The organism is Frigoribacterium sp. Leaf164 (assembly GCF_001423665.1).
Classification (GTDB): Bacteria; Actinomycetota; Actinomycetes; order Actinomycetales; family Microbacteriaceae; genus Frigoribacterium; species Frigoribacterium endophyticum.
In genome coordinates this window covers 1,333,365-1,345,751 of record NZ_LMOX01000001.1, presented here as the reverse complement: position 1 = coordinate 1,345,751, position 12,387 = coordinate 1,333,365, and the positions used below count along the sequence as shown (strand labels likewise).

Annotated in this window: 12 protein-coding genes; 1 reads left to right on the top strand and 11 read right to left on the bottom strand. The window is 72.7% G+C overall.

Annotated elements, in window-relative coordinates; genetic code table 11:
- Positions 1-21: 21 nt before the first annotated feature.
- The 11 genes from nusB to ASF82_RS06005 all read right to left on the bottom strand — a co-directional run bounded on the left by nusB (position 22) and on the right by ASF82_RS06005 (position 11,325).
- On the bottom strand, positions 22-432 hold the full coding sequence (gene nusB / locus ASF82_RS06055; RefSeq protein WP_056054687.1) for a transcription antitermination factor NusB: 411 nt from the start codon (positions 430-432) through the stop codon (positions 22-24).
- 18 nt (positions 433-450) lie between these two features.
- Positions 451-1,014 carry an elongation factor P gene (gene efp, locus ASF82_RS06050; RefSeq protein ID WP_056054683.1) on the bottom strand — a complete coding sequence of 188 codons (564 nt, stop codon included), beginning with the start codon at positions 1,012-1,014 and terminating at the stop codon, positions 451-453.
- A 110-nt stretch (positions 1,015-1,124) separates the two neighbouring features.
- A complete protein-coding gene (aroB, locus tag ASF82_RS06045; protein ID WP_082514354.1) occupies positions 1,125-2,273 on the bottom strand; it encodes a 3-dehydroquinate synthase in 1,149 nt (382 codons plus the stop codon).
- On the bottom strand, positions 2,270-2,764 hold the full coding sequence (locus tag ASF82_RS06040; RefSeq protein ID WP_056055899.1) for a shikimate kinase: 495 nt from the start codon (positions 2,762-2,764) through the stop codon (positions 2,270-2,272). The genes aroB and ASF82_RS06040 overlap by 4 nt, the downstream gene beginning before the upstream one ends.
- A gap of 71 nt (positions 2,765-2,835) precedes the next feature.
- The gene (gene aroC, locus ASF82_RS06035) at positions 2,836-4,041 is read right to left on the bottom strand and encodes a chorismate synthase (RefSeq protein ID WP_056054680.1); all 1,206 of its coding nucleotides are present in this window, start codon (positions 4,039-4,041) and stop codon (positions 2,836-2,838) included.
- A gap of 94 nt (positions 4,042-4,135) precedes the next feature.
- Positions 4,136-5,407, bottom strand: a complete 1,272-nt coding sequence (mltG, locus tag ASF82_RS06030) for an endolytic transglycosylase MltG (protein ID WP_162240259.1) — start codon at positions 5,405-5,407, stop codon at positions 4,136-4,138.
- 2 nt (positions 5,408-5,409) lie between these two features.
- Positions 5,410-5,919, bottom strand: coding sequence for a Holliday junction resolvase RuvX (ruvX, locus tag ASF82_RS06025; RefSeq protein ID WP_056054677.1), 510 nt, complete (start codon positions 5,917-5,919; stop codon positions 5,410-5,412).
- 2 nt (positions 5,920-5,921) lie between these two features.
- Positions 5,922-8,594, bottom strand: a complete 2,673-nt coding sequence (alaS, locus tag ASF82_RS06020; RefSeq protein WP_056054673.1) for an alanine--tRNA ligase — start codon at positions 8,592-8,594, stop codon at positions 5,922-5,924.
- Between the two features lie 65 nt (positions 8,595-8,659).
- Positions 8,660-8,860 (bottom strand): hypothetical protein, encoded by a 201-nt coding sequence (locus ASF82_RS06015; RefSeq protein ID WP_056054671.1) that lies wholly within the window; start codon positions 8,858-8,860, stop codon positions 8,660-8,662.
- Between the two features lie 190 nt (positions 8,861-9,050).
- Positions 9,051-9,680: a 30S ribosomal protein S4 gene (gene rpsD, locus ASF82_RS06010; protein WP_082514352.1), complete on the bottom strand. Its 630-nt coding sequence runs from the start codon at positions 9,678-9,680 to the stop codon at positions 9,051-9,053.
- A gap of 232 nt (positions 9,681-9,912) precedes the next feature.
- Positions 9,913-11,325 carry a replication-associated recombination protein A gene (locus tag ASF82_RS06005; RefSeq protein ID WP_082514460.1) on the bottom strand — a complete coding sequence of 471 codons (1,413 nt, stop codon included), beginning with the start codon at positions 11,323-11,325 and terminating at the stop codon, positions 9,913-9,915.
- 132 nt (positions 11,326-11,457) lie between these two features.
- Between ASF82_RS06005 and ASF82_RS06000 the strand changes: the two genes are divergently transcribed.
- Complete coding sequence (locus tag ASF82_RS06000) at positions 11,458-12,237, top strand: peptidylprolyl isomerase (protein ID WP_056054662.1); 780 nt, start codon at positions 11,458-11,460, stop codon at positions 12,235-12,237.
- The last annotated feature ends 150 nt before the right edge of the window (positions 12,238-12,387 follow it).

The following is a 12,387-nucleotide window of genomic DNA, read 5'->3' as shown; positions in this document are numbered from 1 at the left end:
CCGCGACGCGGTGCCGCCAGCCTAGCGGCTGGCGGCGACGCTGCTGAGCAGGCCGTTGACGAAGGTGGCGGAGTCGTCGGTGCTCAGCGACTCGGCGAGCTCGACCGCCTCGCTGATCGCGACGTGGTCGGGCACGTCGTCGGCGTGGAGCAGCTCGAAGATGGCGATGCGGAGGATGCCCCGGTCGAGGATGGGCATCCGCTTCAGGGGCCAGCCCTGCGAGTATGTCTCGATGAGCTCGTCGATCTCGGAGCCGTTCTCGACGACGCCCTGGACGAGGTCGCGGGCGTAGCCCCAGCTGGAGCTGCGCTCGGGCTGGGCCATCGCCCGCGTGGTCTCGGCGACCAGGGCGTCGCTGATGCTGATCTGTCGGACGTCGGCGACGTAGAGGACGTCGAGGGCGCGCTTGCGCGCCTTGGTGCGTGCGCTCACGGAGGCTGTCGGCGCCGACTAGTCGGCGACGCGGCCGAGGTAGCCGCCGTCGCGCGTGTCGACCTTGACCTTGGTGCCGGTCTCGAGGAAGAGCGGGACCTGGATCTCGTAGCCGGTCTCGACCGTCGCGGCCTTGGTGCCGCCGGTCGAGCGGTCGCCCTGCAGGCCGGGCTCGGTGTACGTGACCTCGAGGACGACGCTGGCGGGCAGCTCGATGTAGAGGGGCGTGCCGTCGTGGAGCGCCATCTGCACGTTCTGGTTCTCGAGCATGAAGTTCTTCGCGTCGCCGACGATCGTCGCCGGGACGTTGATCTGGTCGTAGTCGCTGGTGTCCATGAACACGTAGCCGTCGGCCTCGGCGTAGAGGTACGTGTACTCGCGGCGGTCGACGTTCGCGAAGTCGATCTTGGTGCCGGCGTTGAACGTCTTGTCGACGACCTTGCCCGACATGACGTTCTTCATCTTGGTGCGGACGAAGGCCCCGCCCTTGCCCGGCTTGACGTGCTGGAACTCGATCACGTTCCAGAGCTGGCCGTCCAGGTTGAGGACGGCGCCGTTCTTGATGTCGTTGGTGGTCGCCATGCGTGCGGGGTCCGTTCCGAGTTCTTGGTGAGGCGGCCGAGACCGGCCGACGAGCGAGTCTACCGGACGCGCTCGTCCCGGCGGGGAGGGCGACGGGCGGACGCGCCTGCCTAGGAGCCGATCTCCTGGTACGCCATGAAGAGCAGGCTCGCGTCGGGGCCGGTGAGGACGGTGGGCTTCGCGACGTCGTCGAGGACGATGAAGCGGAGCATGCCCGCCCGGGACTTCTTGTCGCGCTGCATCGTCGCGAGCAGCGTGTTCCAGCGGCCGAGCGGGTAGCTCGTCGGCAGGGTCAGGGACTCGAGGATGCGGCGGTGACGGTCGACGACCTCGTCGCTGAGCCGTCCGCTCAGGCGGGCCAGCTCGGCGGCGAACACCATGCCGACCGAGACGGCCGCGCCGTGCCGCCACTGGTAGCGCTCGGCGTGCTCGACGGCGTGGCCGAGGGTGTGCCCGTAGTTCAGGATCTCGCGGAGCCCCTGCTCGGTGAAGTCCGCCGCGACCACGCGCGCCTTGACGCCGATGGCCAGCTCGAGGACCCGCCGGAACTCCGGGGTCGTCGGGTCGACCGCCCGGTCGACGTCGGCCTCGATCACGTCGAGGATCTCGGGCTCGGCGATGAAGCCCGCCTTCACGACCTCGGCGAACCCGGCCAGGATCTCGTTGCGGCCGAGGGTGTCGAGCATGTCGAGGTCGGCCACGACGGCGAGGGGCGCGTGGAAGGCGCCGACGAGGTTCTTGCCCTCGGCCGTGTTGATGCCGGTCTTGCCGCCCAGGCTGGCATCGACCATGCCGAGGACGGTCGTGGGCACCTGGACGAGCGCGACGCCCCGGAGCCAGGTCGCGGCGACGAAGCCCGCGAGGTCGGTGACGGCGCCGCCGCCGAGGCCGATCACGGCGTCGGTGCGCGTGAAGTCCGCCTGGCCGAGCACCTGCCAGCAGAAGGCCGCCACCTCGACGCGCTTGGCGTCCTCGGCGTCGGGGACCTCGGCGATGAGGGCCTCGTAGCCCGCGGCCACGAGGCTCTCGCGCAGCTCGCCGGCCTTCCGGCCGAGCGTGGGCGCGTGGACGATCAGCACCTTGGCGGTGCCGCTCGGCAACAGCGCGGGGATGCGCGAGGCGACGCCCCGACCGAGCACCACGTCGTAGGGGGCGTCGCCGCCCACGCGGATCGTCGTCGAGTCGTCGTCGTGGCGGGCGGAGTCGCCCTGGAGGGCGCTGTCCTGGGGGGCGCTGTCGTGGGGGCGGGTGTCGCTCATGCGGGCCTCTCGGTCTGGTGGTCGGTGCGCCCGGCCAGGAAGACGACGATGTCGTCGACCACGGTCGAGACGGGCCGGTCGGACGTGTCGAGCTCGACGTCGGCCAGGGATCGGTACAGGGGCGCCCGCTCGTCGGCGATCGCGCGCCAGGCGGCCATGCCGCCGGTCTGCAGGAGCGGGCGGGCGGACCCGGCGATCCGCGCCTCCACCGCCTCGGGCGTGACCGTGAGGAGCACCACGGTCGTCGCGGCGAGCCGCTCCCGCGTGTCGGGGTGGAGGACCGCTCCCCCGCCGAGCGAGACGACGCCGGGGCTCGTCAGCGCCTCGGCGACGACGTCGTGCTCGAGCTCCCGGAACCGGGGCTCCCCGTGCACGGCGAAGATCTCCGCGACGGGCCCGTGCCGACGGACGACGACGCGGTCGGTGTCGACGAAGGGGAGGCGGAGCCGCCGGGACAGCTTCTTCCCGATGCTGCTCTTGCCGGCGCCCATCGGGCCGATGAGCACGACGGGCCCAGCCCCGGAGGCCGGAGGCCCCGACGCCGTGCCCTCCGGGGCGCCGGTCACGATCCGGAGGCCGCCGCCTCGGTGCGGAGGGTCTCGGGGATGGACTCGAGGTAGGCCCGGAGGTTGCGCGAGGTCTCGGCGAGGGAGTCGCCGCCGAACTTCTCGAGCACCGCGTCGGCCAGGACGAGCGCGACCATCGACTCCGCGACGACGCCGGCGGCGGGCACGGCACAGACGTCGGAGCGCTGGTGGTGGGCCTTGCTCTCGTCGCCCGTCGCGACGTCGATCGTCGCGAGGGCGTGGGGGACGGTGGCGATGGGCTTCATGCCGGCGCGGACGCGGAGGACGGTGCCGGTGCTCATGCCGCCCTCGGTGCCCCCGGCACGGTCGGTGTCGCGGGAGATGACGCCGCCCTGGCGGTGCAGCTCGTCGTGCGCGACGCTGCCGCGGCGACGCGTCGTCTCGAAGCCGTCGCCGACCTCGACGCCCTTGATGGCCTGGATCCCCATCAGGGCGGCCGCCAGACGGGAGTCGAGCCGGCGGTCCCAGTGCACGTGCGAGCCGAGGCCGGGCGGCACGCCGTAGGCGAGCACCTCGACCACGCCGCCGAGGGTGTCGCCGTCCTTCCTCGCGGACTCGACCTCGTCGACCATGAGCGCGGAGGTGGCGGGGTCGAAGCAGCGGAGGGGGTCGTCGTCGAGCCGGTCGACGTCGCCCGGTCGCGGCAGGTCGGCGCCCTCGGGCACGCGGACCGGGCCGATGGAGAGCGTGTGGCTGACGAGCTCGACGCCGAGCTCGGCGAGGAAGGAGCGCGCCACGGCGCCGAGGGCGACGCGCGCGGCCGTCTCGCGGGCGCTCGCGCGCTCGAGCACGGGGCGGGCCTCGTCGAAGCCGTACTTCTGCATGCCCACGAGGTCGGCGTGGCCGGGACGGGGCCGCGTGAGCGGGGCGCTGCGCCCGCGGGACGCGTCGCTGACCTCGACGGGCTCCGGGCTCATGACCTCCTCCCACTTCGGCCACTCCGTGTTGCCGATGCGGAGGGCGACCGGGCTGCCCATGGTGAGGCCGTGGCGGACGCCGCCGGAGATGGCCAGCTCGTCCTGCTCGAACTTCATGCGCGAGCCGCGGCCGTAGCCGAGCTTCCGCCGGGCGAGGTCGGTGCGGACGGCGTCCATCGAGACGGGCACGCCCGCGGGCAGCCCCTCGAGGACGGCGATGAGCTCGGGGCCGTGAGATTCCCCTGCGGTCAACCAACGAAGCATGCGGCAATCCTCGCACAGGCCGAGGACGTGGCCGTCCGCCGCCCGCCGCCCCGGGGGGGGGAGGACGGACGGCGGGCACGGCGCGGCCGTGGGCCTACTGGTACTCGGGGTGCTCGCGCATCCAGGCCTGCCAGACGGCGACGGCCTCCTCGTGCTCGGCGAACGTCGTCGAGAACGCCGTCTCGCCGGTGTCGAGGTTCGTCGTGACGAAGTAGAGCCAGGAGCCGTCGGCCGGGGCGACGGCCGCGTCGATCGCGAGGTCGCCCGGGTTGGAGATGGGGCCGACGGGGAGGCCCTCGTGCTGGTACGTGTTGTAGGGGTTGTCGGCGTCGCCGCGCTCCGCGTCCGTCGTCGTCACGCGGTGCGTGTTGCCGGTGCCGTAGGCGACGGTCGCGTCGGACTGCAGCAGCATCCCCTGGTCGAGGCGGTTCTGGAAGACCCGGGCCACCTTCGGGTAGTCGGCCGCGAGGCCCGCCTCGCGCTGGATGAGCGAGGCGAAGACGACGATGCGCTGCTGGTCGGCGGGCTGCACGCCGGCGGCCGCGAGGCGCTCCTTCATCGTGTCGACCATCTGCTGCAGGTAGCCCCGCGCGTCGAGGCCGGGGTCGAGCTCGTAGGTCGCCGGGAAGAGCCAGCCCTCGAGGCTGGTCGCCTCGGCGGGGAGGCCGAACGACGCGGGGTCGGCGGCCGCGGCCTGGACCTGGTCGAGCGGGATGCCCGTGGCGTCGGCGAGCAGCGTGTACACGTCGACGGCGGCCGTCCCCTCGGGGATGACGACGCGGTCCGTGACCCGGTTGGAGGAGTCCTGCAGGGCGGCGAGGGCCGAGGCGGCGCTCATCTCCTGCTGCAGCGTGTAGCTGCCGGGCTGGAACGTGATGGTGGGGTCGGCGAGCATGAGCGAGTAGGCGGCCTGGTAGCTCTTCGTGACGCCGGCGTCGTTGAGGTTGGTCGCGATGTCGGAGCCGTTCTCGCCGCTGGTCACGGCGAACTGCACCTCCGTGCCGTTGCCGGTGCCGGAGAAGTCCTCGGGGGCGGGCTCGCCCTGGAGCTTCTCGATCAGGGGCGACACGGCACCCCACGCCGCGGCGACGCCCGCGGCGCCGCCGCCCACGACGACGAGCAGGACCACGAGCAGCACGATGCCGCCCTTCCTGCTGCCGCGAGGGCGCTTCTCACGACCCCGGGGCGAGCGCTCCCGGTCGCGCTGCTCACGACGGGAGGCAGCCGGCACCTCCTCGGCGGGCTCGGCGGTGGCGACCCCGGCTCGGCGGGCACCGGCGGAGGCGCGGCCGCCGTCGGCGCCGCGAGGAGGGTCGGACTGCGGGGGCGACGCGAAGAGGTCGTCCCACTGGGGATCGTCGGCCACGGTCATCGTCCTTCGTCGGGTGCGGGGAGGGCCCCGGCGCCGTCGTCGGGGCCGGGTGCGCCCACGAGGTGACCGGGCGGGCGACCGCTCGACCGCTCGAGGTCGAGCGCGTGCTGGACGATGATAACAGCGGCGACCTGATCGATGACGGATCGTTGTCGACGGCCCTTGCGCCCGGAGGCCCGCAGTGCTCCCTGTGCGCTGACGGTGGACAACCGCTCGTCGACGAGACGGACCGGGACGCCGCTGCGGCCCGCGAGGAGGGCGGCGAAGTCGCGCGCGTCGGTGGTGGACGGGGTGTCCCCGCCCGACAGCGACAACGGCAGGCCCACGATGATCTCGAAGGCCGACGCCTCGGCGGCGTGGGCGAGGATGGCGTCGACGTCGGCGGTGCCGTCCGCCGCCCTCGGCACGGTCTCGACCGGGGTCGCGATCATGCCGTCCGGGTCGGTGCGGGCGACGCCGATGCGGGCACGGCCCACGTCGACGCCGAGCCGCACCCCGCGACGCACCCTCAGCCCCGGAGGGCCGCGACGATGCCGGCCAGCGCCGCCGGCACGGCGGCCACGTCGGAGCCGCCGCCCTGCGCGAGGTCGTCCTTGCCGCCTCCCCCGCCGCCGAGCACGCCCGCGGCCGCGCGAGCCAGGGCGCCCGCCTTCACGCCGGCCCGACGAGCCCCGTCGGTCGTGGCGACGATGACGGCGGGCTTCCCCTGCACGTCGGCCGCCAGGGCGACGACGGACGAGGACGAGGAGCCGAGTCGCTCGCGCACGGACGTCACGAGCGACCGCAGCTCGTCGGTGGTGCGCAGCGCGCCGACGTCCTCGGCCACGACGGTCAGCTCGCCGACCGGAGCGGCCGTCGCCGCGAGCGAGGGCACCCGGGTCGCGAGCTGGGCGGACTCGAACTCCGCGATCCGCTTCTCGGCGGCCTTGAGGCTCGCCACCAGGTCGCCCACGCGCTCGGGCAGCTGCTCGCGCGGCGCCTTGAGCGACGACGTGAGCTGGGCCACGATCGCGCGCTCCGACGCGAACTCGCGGAACGCGTCCAGGCCGACCAGCGACTCCACCCGGCGGTTGGTCGAGCCCACGGAGGTCTCGCTCACGAGGTTCACGAGCCCGACCTGCGAGCTCGTCGAGACGTGGGTGCCGGCGCAGAGCTCCCGCGACCACGGGCCCCCGATGTCGACCATCCGCACGGTCTCGCCGTACTTCTCGCCGAAGAGGGCCATGGCGCCCATCGCCCGGGCCTCGTCGAGGGGCATCTCGCGGGTGACGACCTGGAGGTCGTCGCGGATGGCACGGTTCGCGATCTCCTCGATCTCGGACCGCGTGGCGGGGCTGAGGGCCTGGTTCCAGTTGAAGTCGAGGCGCAGGTAGCCGGCCTTGTTGTACGAGCCAGCCTGGTGCGCCTCCGGCCCGAGCACCTCGCGGAGCGCCGCGTGCACGAGGTGGGTCGCGGAGTGCGCCTGCGTCGCGCCGCGGCGCCACACGGGGTCGACGACGCTCGTGGCGGCGTCCCCGACGCCGACCTCGCCGGAGCGCACCTGCACGCGGTGGCTGATGAGGCCCTTGACCGGCTTCTGCACGTCGAGCACCTCGAGGTCGAAGCCCGTGCCGACGATGCTGCCGGCGTCGGCCTCCTGCCCGCCGGACTCCGCGTAGAGCGAGGTCTCCGCGAGGATCACCTCGGCGATGTCGCCCGCGACGGCACGGTCGACGGAGGCACCGTCGACGATGATGCCGAGGACGGTCGACTCGGTGTCGAGCACGTCGTACCCCGTGAACACGGTCTCGCCGTGGGCACGGAACGCGCTGTAGACGCTGAGGTCGGCGAGGGCGGTCTTCCGCGACTTCGCATCGGCCTTGGCGCGGGCCCGCTGCTCGCTCATGAGGCGGTCGAAGGCCTCGCGGTCGACCGTCAGGCCGTTCTCCTCCGCGATCTCGAGCGTCAGGTCGATCGGGAAGCCGAAGGTGTCGTGGAGGAGGAAGGCCGTGTCGCCCGCGAGTCGCGGGGAGCCGGAGCCCTCGTCGCGGCGCTTCGTGTCGGCGACGGCGATGTCGAGGATGTCGGTGCCGGCCGACAGGGTGCGGAGGAAGGTCTCCTCCTCGCCGACGGCGAGCTGTGAGATGCGGTCGTAGTCGGTCTCGACCTCGGGGTAGGCCGCCTTCATGGCGTCCCGCGAGGCGGCGAAGAGCACCGGGAAGGTGGCCCCCTCCACGCCCAGCAGGCGCATGGACCGCACGGCGCGGCGGAGCAGGCGACGCAGGATGTAGCCGCGGCCCTCGTTCGACGGACGGACGCCGTCGGAGAGCAGCATGAGCGCGCTCCGCACGTGGTCGGCGATGACCCGCATGCGGACGTCGTCGTCGTGCACGGCCCCGTAGCGGCGGCCGGACAGCTCCGCGGCGGCGTCGAGCACGGGGCGGACCTGGTCGATCTCGTACATGTTGTCGACGCCCTGCTTGAGGAACGCGACACGCTCGAGGCCCATGCCGGTGTCGATGTTCTTCGCGGGCAGCTCGCGCACGATGTCGAAGTCGACCTTCGAGCGCACGTTCTCGATCTGGTACTGCATGAACACGAGGTTCCAGATCTCGACGTAGCGGTCGTCGTCGGTGGCGGGGCCGCCGTCGACGCCGTAGGCCGGGCCCCGGTCGAAGAAGATCTCGGAGCACGGGCCGGCGGGGCCGGGCTGGCCGGTGTGCCAGTAGTTCGTGTCCTTCCCGAGGCGCTGGATCCGCTCGTCGGGCAGCCCCGCGATGCGCTTCCAGAGCTCGATCGCCTCGTCGTCCTCCTCGTAGACGGTCACCCAGAGGTCGTCCGGCGAGAAGGCCAGCCCGCCGTCGGCCTCGCTCGAGGTCAGCAGCCCCCACGCGTACTCGATCGCGCGGTCCTTGAAGTAGTCGCCGAACGAGAAGTTGCCGTTCATCTGGAAGAAGGTGCCGTGCCGCGGCGTCTTGCCGACCTCCTCGATGTCGTTGGTGCGGATGCACTTCTGGACGCTGGTGGCCCGGGGCCAGGGCGTCGGCACGAGGCCGGTGAGGTAAGGGATGAACGGCACCATGCCGGCGACCGTGAAGAGCAGCGACGGGTCGTCGCTGACCAGGGAGGCGGACGGGACCACGGTGTGGCCTCGCTCACCGAAGTACTCGAGCCAACGGCGGCGGATCTCTGCGGTCTGCATGGTTCTCCCAGGGGTGCTGCGGTGATGTGCGGGGGCGGACGAGGAGGCGCGGGGCCCCGGCCGGGTCAGCCCTCGGTCGTGGGGTCGGTCGCCGAGCGCAGCTCGGCCTCACGGGTCTTGTAGCCGTCGACGACCGCGGCGCGGAACGAGGTGACGCTGCCGTCGATGTCGTCGAGGAGGCGCTGCCCCCCGGCCGTGCGGACGGCGAGGTGAGCGATGCCGAGCCCGAGGGCGACGCCGACGGACAGCAGGATCAGGCTCTTCACGGGTGCTCCTCACGGGTCTGCGCCGGGACGGCGCGGGTCGACACGTCAGCTTACTTCGAACGGTCGGGCGGTCGGGCACGGGGCCTGCGGCGGGCGGTCCCGCCGCCGCGGGCCCCGGGCCGCCGGGGACGACGAAGGGAGCGCGCCACGTGAGCGGCGCGCTCCCTCCGGAGTCGCTGTGGAGCAGGTGCTAGCGGGCGGCGTAGTACTCGACGACCAGCTGGACCTCGCAGGTCACGGGGACCTCGGCGCGCTTCGGGCGACGCACGAGGCGGGCCTGCAGCTTGTCGATCTCGACCTCGAGGTACGCGGGCACCTTGGGGAGGAGGTCGACGTGGCCACCGGCGGCGGAGACCTGGAAGATCTCCATCTTCTCGCTCTTGGGCTTGACGTGGATCATCTGGCCCTCCTTCAGACGGAAGGAGGGGCGGTCGACGAGCTTGCCGTCGACGAGGATGTGACGGTGCACGATCATCTGACGGGCCTGGGCCGTGGTGCGGGCGATGCCGGCACGGACGACCAGGGCGTCGAGACGCGTCTCGAGCAGCTCGACCAGGTTCTCACCGGTCAGGCCCGAGGCCTTGCGGGCCTCGTTGAAGACGATGCGGAGCTGGGCCTCGCGGATGCCGTACTGGGCACGCAGGCGCTGCTTCTCACGGAGACGGACGGCGTAGTCGCTGTCGGTCTTGCGCTTGGTGCGGCCGTGCTCGCCGGGAGCGTAGGGACGCTTCTCGAGGTAGCGGGCGGCCTTGGGGGTCAGCGCGATGCCGAGGGCACGCGAGAGACGGGTCTTGCTGCGGGTACGTGACTTGGTCGACACGGTCGTCCTGTTCTTGTCGTGGATCATGGAGGGCCGGCCCAGCGCGCGAGCGCCGGCAGGCGTAACAAGAGGGGTGAGTGCCGCGGTGGCGACCGGCTACAGGTCGTCGCACCTCTCTCGGGGACGTCTTCAGCAGCCGCGCATCGACACCCGAGTTCTAGGCAACCCCACGAGCATACAGGAGCGGCTGCGGCTGCGCGACAGGACCGAGGCGGCGAGTCGCGCTCGGGCGTCAGCGGCCGCGGGTGATGCGGCGCAGCTTCTCGAGCCGGGCGGCGACGTCGCGCTCGTTGCCGTTCGAGGTGGGGTCGTAGTAGGTGCGGTCGACGATCTCGTCGGGGAGGTACTGCTGCTCGACCACGCCGAACTCGGAGTCGTGCGCGTACTTGTAGCCCTTGCCGTGCCCGAGGCGGCGGGCCCCGGGGTAGTGCGCGTCTCGGAGGTGCTTCGGGACGGGGCCGGCGCCTCCCGCCCTGACGTCGGCGATGGCGGCGTCCAGGGCGCTGTACGAGCGGTTCGACTTCGGCGCCGTGGCGAGGTACACGACGGCCTCGGCCATCGGGATGCGCCCCTCCGGCATGCCGATCATCTGCACGGCCGTCGCCGCCGAGACGGCCACCGTCAGCGCGTTCGGGTCGGCCATCCCGATGTCCTCCGAGGCGGAGACGATGATGCGCCGGCAGATGAAGCGAGGGTCCTCCCCCGCCTCGATCATCCGGGCGAGGTAGTGCAGCGCGGCGTCGACGTCGGAGCCACGGACGGACTTGATGAACGCGCTGATGACGTCGTAGTGCTCGTCGCCGTTGCGGTCGTAGCGGAGCAGGGCGCGGTCGACCGACTGGGCGACGGTCTCGGCGGTGATGACCGGTCGGCCGTCGCCCCCGTCGCCGTCGTCGCCGTACTCGGCGTCGGGGTCGTAGTCGGCGTCGGCGTCGACCTCCTCGGTCGCGGCGCCCGCGGCGGTGAGCTCGGCCGTCGTCGCGGTCGCGGCGTGGGCGGACGCCTCGAGCGCGGTCAGCGCCCGACGGGCGTCGCCGGACGCGAGCCGGACGATCGTCGACAGCGCCTCGTCGTCGAGGACGACCCGGTCGTCGAGGCCCCGGGGGTCGTGGACCGCGCGACGGACGAGGTCGCCGAGGTCGTCGTCGCTCAGCTGCTCGAGCGTGAGGAGGAGCGACCGCGACAGCAGGGGCGTGATGACCGAGAACGAGGGGTTCTCGGTGGTCGCGGCGATGAGGATGACCCAGCCGTTCTCGACCCCGGGCAGCAGGGCGTCCTGCTGCGCCTTCGTGAAGCGGTGGATCTCGTCGAGGAAGAGGACCGTCGTCGTGCCGTACAGGTCCCGGTTCGTCAGCGCCTTCTCCATCACCTGACGGACGTCCTTGACGCCCGCGGTGACGGCGGACAGCTCGATGAACTGCCTGCCGGAGCTGTGCGCGATGGCCTGCGCGAGGGTCGTCTTGCCCGTGCCGGGCGGGCCCCAGAGGATGACCGAGACTGCGCCCTGCTCCCCCGTGGTGTCGGAGGCGAGGGTGACGAGTGGCGAGCCGGGCCGCAGCAGGTGCCGCTGGCCGGCGACCTCGTCGAGGCTGGTGGGGCGCATGCGGACCGCGAGTGGGGTCGAGCTCTGCGGGAGCGGGCTCATGGGCACCCATGCTAGACCGGGCCCCCGACACGGGAGCGGTCGTCGGCGCCGCCGTCCGCCCCGATACAGTCGATCCCACCGCACGAGCTCGTCCGCACGGGGCCGAGCGACGACCGAGCACGGAGGACACGCGTGGCTGCGACGAAGAACGACCGGGAGTCCCGCGACAGGCTGCGGCGGTACACCGCCCGGCAGCAGGTGCACGCCGCCCAGGTCGCCCGGCGCCGCCGCGACGACGTCCTCGCCGTCGTGGCCGTGGTGGTCGTCGTCGGCCTCGCCGTGCTCACGCAGGTGGTGTGGGGCCAGGACGACCCCGGCACGGCGGCGTCGACCCCCTCGCCGAGCGCCTCGTCGACGGCCGAGGCGACCGGCACCGGCGACGTCCCGAGCGCCGAGATCGCCGAGGGGCGCACCTGGACGGGGCAGTTCGACCTCAACGACGACGTGCAGCTGGGCGTCGAGCTCGACGGCGCCGCGGCGCCGCAGGCGACCTCCGTGCTGGTCGACCTGGTGCGGAAGGGCTTCTACACCGGCACGAGCTGCCACCGCATGAGCGACGCCGACTCCGCCGAGTTCCTCCAGTGCGGCTCGGCGAACGGCGACGGCACGGGCGACGCCGGCTTCACCTTCGGGCCGCTCGAGAACGTGCCGTCCGACGGCCTGTACCCGGCGGGCACGATCGCGATGGCCAGGGGCGAGAGCCCCGACTCGCAGTCGACCCAGTTCTTCGTCACCTACGGCGACACCTACCTCGACGCCTCGACCGGCGGGTACACGGTCGTGGGCCGGGTGACGAGCGGCCTCGACCAGCTGACCGCGAACGTCACCGACGCCGGCCTCACGCCGGGCACCAGCGAGACGGACGGCGCGCCGGTCGTCCCGACCACCATCACGTCCGCCTCCCTGGAGTAGTCCTCCGCGCCTCCTCGTGCAATAGGCTGGGCACCCATCGCGGGGGCTCGTCCTGAGCGCCGCGACGAGCACCTCCAGCAAGGGATGACAGTGGCTACTGACGATCGGGCACCCTGGGGCCGAGTCGACGACGACGGCACCGTGTACGTG

Bases quoted from the DNA above. Each gene is read 5' to 3' on its own strand.
- efp (WP_056054683.1), bottom strand. From the start codon at position 1,014: ATGGCGACCACCAACGACATCAAGAACGGCGCCGTCCTCAACCTGGAC.
- aroB (WP_082514354.1), bottom strand. From the start codon at position 2,273: ATGAGCGACACCCGCCCCCACGACAGCGCCCCCCAGGACAGCGCCCTC.
- ASF82_RS06040 (WP_056055899.1), bottom strand. From the start codon at position 2,764: ATGGGCGCCGGCAAGAGCAGCATCGGGAAGAAGCTGTCCCGGCGGCTC.
- ASF82_RS06005 (WP_082514460.1), bottom strand. From the start codon at position 11,325: ATGAGCCCGCTCCCGCAGAGCTCGACCCCACTCGCGGTCCGCATGCGC.
- aroC (WP_056054680.1), bottom strand. From the start codon at position 4,041: ATGCTTCGTTGGTTGACCGCAGGGGAATCTCACGGCCCCGAGCTCATC.
- alaS (WP_056054673.1), bottom strand. From the start codon at position 8,594: ATGCAGACCGCAGAGATCCGCCGCCGTTGGCTCGAGTACTTCGGTGAG.